This window comes from Mycobacterium sp. THU-M104, assembly GCF_049197365.1.
GTDB lineage: Bacteria > Actinomycetota > Actinomycetes > Mycobacteriales > Mycobacteriaceae > Mycobacterium.
This window is the reverse complement of record NZ_JBMIOP010000259.1, coordinates 21,729-29,007: the sequence shown is the minus strand read 5'-3', so window position 1 is coordinate 29,007 and position 7,279 is coordinate 21,729. Positions and strand designations below refer to the sequence as shown.

6 protein-coding genes and 1 tRNA gene are annotated in these 7,279 nt (G+C 68.1%); 3 read left to right on the top strand and 4 right to left on the bottom strand.

What is annotated here, in order from left to right; translation table 11 throughout:
* Positions 1 to 78: 78 nt before the first annotated feature.
* From ACOJVU_RS18960 to ACOJVU_RS18945, 4 genes are all read right to left on the bottom strand, one after another.
* Positions 79 to 153, bottom strand: a tRNA-Val gene (locus ACOJVU_RS18960).
* Positions 154 to 226: 73 nt separating this feature from the next.
* Complete coding sequence (locus tag ACOJVU_RS18955) at positions 227 to 688, bottom strand: peroxiredoxin (RefSeq protein ID WP_421531181.1); 462 nt, start codon at positions 686 to 688, stop codon at positions 227 to 229.
* Entirely contained in the window at positions 688 to 1,098 is a 411-nt protein-coding gene (locus ACOJVU_RS18950) for a DUF3052 domain-containing protein (protein ID WP_421531180.1), read from the bottom strand. Before ACOJVU_RS18950 ends, ACOJVU_RS18955 begins: the two co-directional genes overlap by 1 nt.
* A gap of 117 nt (positions 1,099 to 1,215) precedes the next feature.
* Positions 1,216 to 1,818 (bottom strand): hypothetical protein, encoded by a 603-nt coding sequence (locus tag ACOJVU_RS18945; protein WP_421531179.1) that lies wholly within the window; start codon positions 1,816 to 1,818, stop codon positions 1,216 to 1,218.
* 164 nt (positions 1,819 to 1,982) lie between these two features.
* Here ACOJVU_RS18945 and aceE point away from each other — a divergent pair, with 164 nt between their 5' ends.
* The 3 genes from aceE (at position 1,983) to ACOJVU_RS18930 (ending at position 7,212) form a co-directional block, all read left to right on the top strand.
* On the top strand, positions 1,983 to 4,772 hold the full coding sequence (aceE, locus tag ACOJVU_RS18940) for a pyruvate dehydrogenase (acetyl-transferring), homodimeric type (RefSeq protein WP_421531178.1): 2,790 nt from the start codon (positions 1,983 to 1,985) through the stop codon (positions 4,770 to 4,772).
* Between the two features lie 56 nt (positions 4,773 to 4,828).
* Positions 4,829 to 6,163, top strand: a complete 1,335-nt coding sequence (locus ACOJVU_RS18935) for a PucR family transcriptional regulator (protein ID WP_421531177.1) — start codon at positions 4,829 to 4,831, stop codon at positions 6,161 to 6,163.
* A gap of 140 nt (positions 6,164 to 6,303) precedes the next feature.
* Entirely contained in the window at positions 6,304 to 7,212 is a 909-nt protein-coding gene (locus ACOJVU_RS18930; RefSeq protein WP_421531176.1) for an ACP S-malonyltransferase, read from the top strand.
* Positions 7,213 to 7,279: the final 67 nt, after the last annotated feature.

Here is a 7,279-nt window from a genome sequence, read left to right as displayed (position 1 = left end):
TCCTGCAGGACATCGTCGGAAATGTCGATGCGGAACGGTTGCACGGCCTCACCGCCCCTCGTCATCGTCGCATCGCGCTGGTGGGCGCGGACGGTATCGAACCGCCGACCGCTGGTGTGTAAAACCAGAGCTCTACCACTGAGCTACGCGCCCCATGCCCGCCGGGGCAGGTTACACGCCCCGAGGGCAAGTGCCCAAAATCGGCGAGGGTGCACTCGCCCGATCCTCAATCCGCCAAAGCCGCCAGTGCTTCTGCCCAGAGTCGCTGGTCGCGCGCCTCGCCGGGCTCCTTCATCTCTGCGAACCGGATGATCCCCGACCGATCGACGACGAACGTGCCCCGATTGGAGTAGCCGGCCTCGTCGTTGAACACGCCGTAGGCCTGGCTGACCTCGCCGTGCGGCCAGAAATCCGAGAGCACCGGGAACAGGAAACCACTCTGGATCGCCCAAATCTTGTGGGTGGGCGGCGGGCCCACCGAAATGGCCAGCACCGCGCGGTCGTCGTTCTCGAAGTCGGGCAGGTGGTCGCGGAGCTGATCCAGCTCGCCCTGGCAGATCCCGGTGAACGCCAGCGGGAAGAACACCAGCAGCACGTTCTTGCCGCCGCGGTAGCCGCTGAGGCTCACGCGCTGCTGATTCTGGTCACGCAACGTGAACTCGGGGGCGGCGGCTCCGAGCGGCAGCATCACCGCTTCCCGGCCCGGGACTTGGGCTGAACCAGCTGGCTGGCGGCCCAGTCCCCGAGATTGACCGACGAGGTCGGCATCAGGCCCGCGGTGGGCGCCGCCTCGGCGATGTCGGCGGGCAGCACATGCCCGGGTCTGCCCGTCTTGGGCGTCAGCACCCAGATCACGCCGTCCTCGGCCAGCGGGCTGATCGCATCCATCAGGGTGTCCACCAGATCCCCGTCGCCGTCGCGCCACCACAGCAGCACGACATCGACGACCTCGTCGGTGTCCTCGTCGAGCAATTCACTGCCGCACGCCTCCTCGACGGAGGCGCGGATGTCGTCGTCGGTGTCTTCGTCCCAGCCCCACTCCTGGACGACGTGGTCTCTTTGGATGCCCAGTTTGCGAGCGTGATCCGCCGCGACCACCGTGGAGCCTCCTTGTAATCGTTCGCGCCGTGCGATGGAGATTATCGTCGCACAGCCAGGATCGGGGCTCTACGGCCACTCAGGTGATGTCCGGGGAACCGCCTGGACAGGGTCTTGTCAGAACGACGCCAGGCACAGTTTCAGTGCTTTGGTCTTCGCGTCGTTGAGCCGGTCGACCCGCCTGTTGAACTCGCCGGTCGGCGCGTGGGTCCCGATGGCGTTCGCGACCGCGTGCGCCGCGTCGGCGTAGGCGTTGAACGCGTCTTTGAGCTGCGGCGAGAGCGCATCGTTGAGGCTGTTGAGGACCTTCGAGGCACTGTCGTTGAGCGCCTCGACGGCCGGCCCCTCGGCCGGGCCGGTACTGCGGCCCCCGTTGAACGCGGCCACGAACTCGTTCACCTTGTCGATCGCGTCTTTGCTGGCGGTGGCGAGCGAATCGCACGAGCTGCGGATCGCTCTGGTCGTCAGCGACTGCTGCCGCTGGGACTCCCGGCTGCTCGACGTCGCCTCGGAGGCCGACACCGATGCCGACACCGACTGCCGGTAGGCGGGGGCCAGTCTGGTGTCGGGCGTCGCCGTGCCGTTGGTGACGATGGTGCACCCCGCCAGCAGGCCAAGCACGCCCATGAGGGCCGCCGCCGCGCAGCCCAGCGCCAGGGCGCCCCGTCTGCGCAGGTCGCCCCCGCGCGCGCGAGGGACCCCGCGCCATCCGATGAGCACGGCTGCTGACGTTACCGGGTGACGACGTTCGCCAGGCTCCCGACGCACCGGATCGCGGCGGACGGGCCGCGGGTTCCCGCACCGACCGTCGGTGCGGCACGATAGAGGGGTCGGGTGCGATGCACCGCGAAGGCAGTTATCCCGCAAACCACAGGAGCAGTGCGTTGACCACCGAGTTCGCGCGTCATGATCTGGCGAAAAACCCAAGCAGCGCAAGCGAACGCGACCGGGTTCGGGTGATCCGCGAAGGTGTGGCGTCGTATTTGCCCGACATCGACCCCGAGGAGACCTCGGAGTGGCTGGAGTCCTTTGACCAGTTGCTGGAACGCTCGGGCCCGGCGCGGGCGCGCTACCTCATGTTGCGGCTGCTGGAACGGGCCGGCGAGCAGCGGGTCGCCATCCCGGCGCTGACGTCCACCGACTACGTCAACACCATCCCGACCGAGCTGGAACCGTGGTTTCCCGGCGACGAGGACGTCGAGCGCCGCTACCGGGCCTGGATCAGGTGGAACGCGGCCATCATGGTGCATCGCGCCCAGCGGCCCGGAATCGGAGTGGGCGGCCATATTTCGACCTACGCGTCGTCGGCGGCGCTCTACGAGGTCGGGTTCAACCACTTCTTCCGCGGCAAGTCGCATCCCGGCGGCGGCGACCAGGTGTTCATCCAGGGCCACGCCTCCCCCGGCATCTACGCACGGGCATTCCTGGAGGGCCGCCTGAGCGCCGAACAGCTCGACGGCTTCCGCCAGGAGCACAGCCACCCGGGCGGCGGGCTGCCCTCCTACCCGCATCCGCGGCTGATGCCCGACTTCTGGGAGTTCCCGACGGTGTCGATGGGCCTGGGCCCGCTCAACGCCATCTATCAGGCCCGCTTCAACCACTACCTGCACGATCGCGGCCTCAAGGACACCTCCGACCAGCACGTGTGGTGCTTTTTGGGCGACGGCGAGATGGACGAACCGGAAAGCCGGGGATTGCTGCACATCGGTGCTATCGAGGGATTAGACAATCTGACCTTCGTGATCAACTGCAACCTGCAGCGCCTCGACGGCCCGGTGCGCGGCAACGGCAAGATCATCCAGGAGCTGGAGTCGTTCTTCCGCGGGGCCGGCTGGAACGTCATCAAGGTGGTGTGGGGCCGCGAGTGGGACGCGCTGCTGCACGCCGACCGCGACGGCGCGCTGGTGAACCTGATGAACACCACACCCGACGGCGACTACCAGACCTACAAGGCCAACGACGGCGGTTACGTGCGCGAGCACTTCTTCGGCCGCGACCCGCGCACCAAGGAATTGGTGGCGAACATGAGCGACTCCGAGATCTGGAACCTCAAGCGCGGCGGCCACGACTACCGCAAGGTCTACGCCGCCTACCGCGCCGCCGTCGAGCACCAGGGCCAGCCGACGGTGATCCTGGCCAAGACCATCAAGGGCTACTCGCTGGGCGCGCACTTCCAGGGCCGCAACGCCACCCACCAGATGAAAAAGCTGGCGCTGGAGGACCTCAAGTGGTTCCGCGACTCCATGCGGATCCCGATCAGCGACGCCCAGCTGGACGAGGACCCCTACCTGCCGCCCTACTACCACCCCGGTCCCGATGCTCCGGAGATCCGCTACCTGCTCGACCGGCGCCGCACGCTGGGCGGCTTCCTGCCCGAACGCCGCACGAAGACCAAGGCGCTGCGGCTGCCCGGACGCGACACCTACGCCGTACTGAAGAAGGGTTCCGGGAACCAGGAGGTCGCCACCACGATGGCATTGGTGCGCACCTTCAAGGAGGTGCTGCGCGACAAAGAGGTCGGGCCGCGCATCGTCCCGATCATTCCCGACGAGGCGCGCACCTTCGGCATGGACTCGTGGTTCCCGTCGCTGAAGATCTACAACCGCCTGGGCCAGCTGTACACCGCGGTGGACGCCGACCTGATGCTGGCCTACAAGGAGAGCGAAGTCGGGCAAATCCTGCACGAGGGCATCAGCGAGGCGGGTTCGGTGGGGTCGTTCATCGCGGCCGGCACGTCGTATGCGACGCACAACGAGCCGATGATCCCGCTGTACATCTTCTATTCGATGTTCGGGTTCCAGCGCACCGCCGACGGGTTGTGGGCCGCGGCCGACCAGATGACCCGCGGCTTTCTGCTCGGGGCCACCGCGGGCCGCACGACACTGACCGGGGAGGGCCTGCAGCACGCCGACGGTCACTCGTTGCTGCTGGCCGCCACCAATCCCGCGGTGGTGTCCTACGACCCGGCGTTCGCCTACGAGATCGCCTACATCGTCGAAAGCGGGCTGGCCCGCATGTTCGGGCCGGACCCTGAGAACGTGTACTTCTACATCACCCTCTACAACGAGCCCTACGTCCAGCCGCCCGAGCCGGACAACTTCGATCCCGAGGGCGTGTTGCGGGGCATCTACCGTTACCGCACGGCCGCAGAACGGCGCGCCAGCAAGGCCCAGATCCTGGCCTCCGGTGTCGCCATGCCCGGGGCGCTGAAGGCGGCGGAGATCCTGGCCGCGAGGTGGGACGTCGCCGCCGACGTGTGGTCGGTGACCAGTTGGGGCGAGCTGAACCGCGACGGCGTGGCCGTCGAGAAGACCAGGCTGCTGCACCCCGACCGGCCTGCGGGGACGCCCTACGTCACCAAAGCCCTCGACGGCGCCGCCGGGCCGGTGGTCGCCGTGTCGGACTGGATGCGGGGAGTCCCCGAGCAGATCCGGCCGTGGGTGCCGGGCACCTATGTGACGCTGGGCACCGACGGGTTCGGCTTCTCCGACACCCGCCCCGCGGCGCGCCGCGTCTTCAACACCGACGCCGAATCGCAGGTGGTCGCCGTGCTCGAGGCGCTGGCGCGCGACGGCGAGATCGACCCGTCGGTGGCGGTGGCCGCCGCCCGCGAGTACCGCATCGACGACGTGCAAGCCGCCCCGCAGCAGACGTCGGACCCCGGCGTGGCCTGAGGGCACACGCCCCCGCTTTGGCAAGAACGACCAGAAAATCAGCGTAGGTTTCAGGGGTGAATGACAACGCCTTCGCCGGTCCGTTTGCCAAGCACCCCCGGTCGCCGCTGGAACTGCTGGACACCGTCCCGGACTCCCTGCTGCGGCGGCTCAAGCAGTATTCCGGCCGGCTGGCGACCGAGGCGGTCAATGTCATGCAGGAACGGTTGCCGTTCTTCGCCGACCTGGAGGCCTCCCAGCGGGCCAGCATGGCCCTGGTGGTGCAGACGGCCATCAACAACTTCGTCGAGTGGATGCAGGACCCGCACAGCGACGTCAGCCACACCGCTCAGGCCTTCGAACTGGTGCCCCAGGACCTCGCCCACCGGATCGCGTTGCGCGACAGCGTGGACATGGCGCGCGTCACGATGGACTTCTTCGAAGAGGTCGTGCCGTTGGTGGCCCGCTCCGAAGAACAGCTGACCGCGCTGACGGTGGGCATCTTGAAGTACAGCCGAGACCTGGCGTTCACCGCCGCCTCGGCCTACGCGAACGCGGCCGAAGCGCGCGGCACCTGGGACAGCCGCATGGAAGCCAGCGTCGTCGACGCGGTGGTGCGCGGCGATACCGGCCCCGCATTGCTGTCCCGCGCGGCGGCCCTGAACTGGGACACCACCGCGCCGGCGACGGTCGTCGTCGGAACCCCCGCGACCGGTCGCGCCGACGTGACGGGCTCCAGCGGCCCGGCCGCCAGCGAGCGCGCCAGCCAGGACGTCCGCGATGTCGCCGCCCACCACGGCCGCGCGGCCCTGACCGACGTGCACGGCACCTGGCTGGTCGCGATCGTGTCGGGCCAGCTCACTCCCACCGACAAGTTTCTCGGCGACCTGCTGAAGGCGTTTTCCGACGGCCCGGTGGTCATCGGGCCCACAGCGCCCATGCTGACCGCGGCCTACCACAGCGCCAGCGAGGCGATCTCGGGGATGAACGCGGTCGCCGGCTGGAGCGGGGCGCCCCGGCCGGTGCAAGCCCGCGAATTGTTGCCCGAACGCGCCCTGATGGGCGACGCCTCGGCGATCGTGGCGTTGCACACCGACGTGATGAGGCCGCTGGCCGACGCCGGGCCCACGCTGATCGAAACACTCGAGGCCTACCTGGATTGTGGCGGCGCGATTGAGGCGTGCGCCAGGAAGTTGTTCGTTCATCCAAACACCGTGCGCTACCGCCTCAAGCGCATCACCGATTTCACCGGGCGCGATCCCACCCAGCCCAGGGACGCGTATGTGCTGCGCGTGGCGGCGACGGTCGGTCAGCTCAACTACCCCACGCACCCCGCCGGCGTAGCCGGCAGCACCCTGACGCAGGTTCCGCCGCCGGTCACGACGGGTGCGCCGCCGCCACCCGAGCGATAGTGACTCAGCCGACACGTCTCGGAACGGTGGCGAAAATGTAGCTTCACGAGCGGTTTTGTGGATAACATACAAAAAGCTAAGACGAGGTTCATAATGTGTTACACCCGCCAAAACCGTTTCCACAGTGTTCTCTTAAACATGTGATCGCATTACTTGCACCCGGGCAGGGTTCACAGACCGAGGGCATGCTGCTGTCGTGGCTCGAGCTGCCCGGCGCCGCTGACCAGCTGGCTTTGTGGTCGAAGGCCAGCGGCCTTGACCTCGTGCGGCTGGGCACCACCGCCTCCTCCGAGGAGATCACCGACACCGCGGTGGCCCAGCCGTTGATCGTCGCGGCCACGCTGCTGGCCCACCAGGAACTGATCGGGCGCGGATTGCTCACCGACGCTGACCTTGTCGTGGCCGGTCACTCCGTCGGCGAGATCGCGGCCTACGCGATCGCCGGGGTGATGAGCGGTGACGACGCCGTGTCGCTGGCCGCCACGCGGGGAGCCGAGATGGCCAAGGCGTGCGCCTCCGAGCCCACCGGCATGTCCGCGGTGCTCGGCGGGGATGAGGCCGAAGTGCTGGCCCGTCTCGAACAGCTGGACCTGTTCCCCGCCAACCGCAATGCGGCGGGCCAGATCGTGGCCGCCGGCGCACTGACCGCGCTGGAAAAGCTCGCCGAAGACCCGCCGGCCAAAGCTCGGGTCCGCGCCCTCGGGGTGGCCGGCGCGTTCCACACCAGGTACATGGCATCGGCCCTCGACGGCTACGCCGCCGCGGCGGCCGCGATCGTTACGTCGGAGCCCACCGCCACGCTGCTGTCCAATTACGACGGGAAGCCGGTGCGGACGGCGGCCGAGGCGATGGAGACGCTGGTCGCCCAGCTCACCCAACCGGTGCGCTGGGACCTGTGCACGCAGACGCTGCGTGAGCACGACGTGCAGGCGATCGTGGAGTTCCCGCCCGCGGGCACTCTGACCGGTATCGCCAAGCGTGAACTTCGGGGAGTTACGGCCCGCGCCGTCAAATCACCCGCAGACCTGGGCGCGTTGACCGAACCCTGAGGGCCGGATCGTCCAGTTTCAAAGCCAGTACAACCACATAGCACTTCAATTCGATTACCACACAACA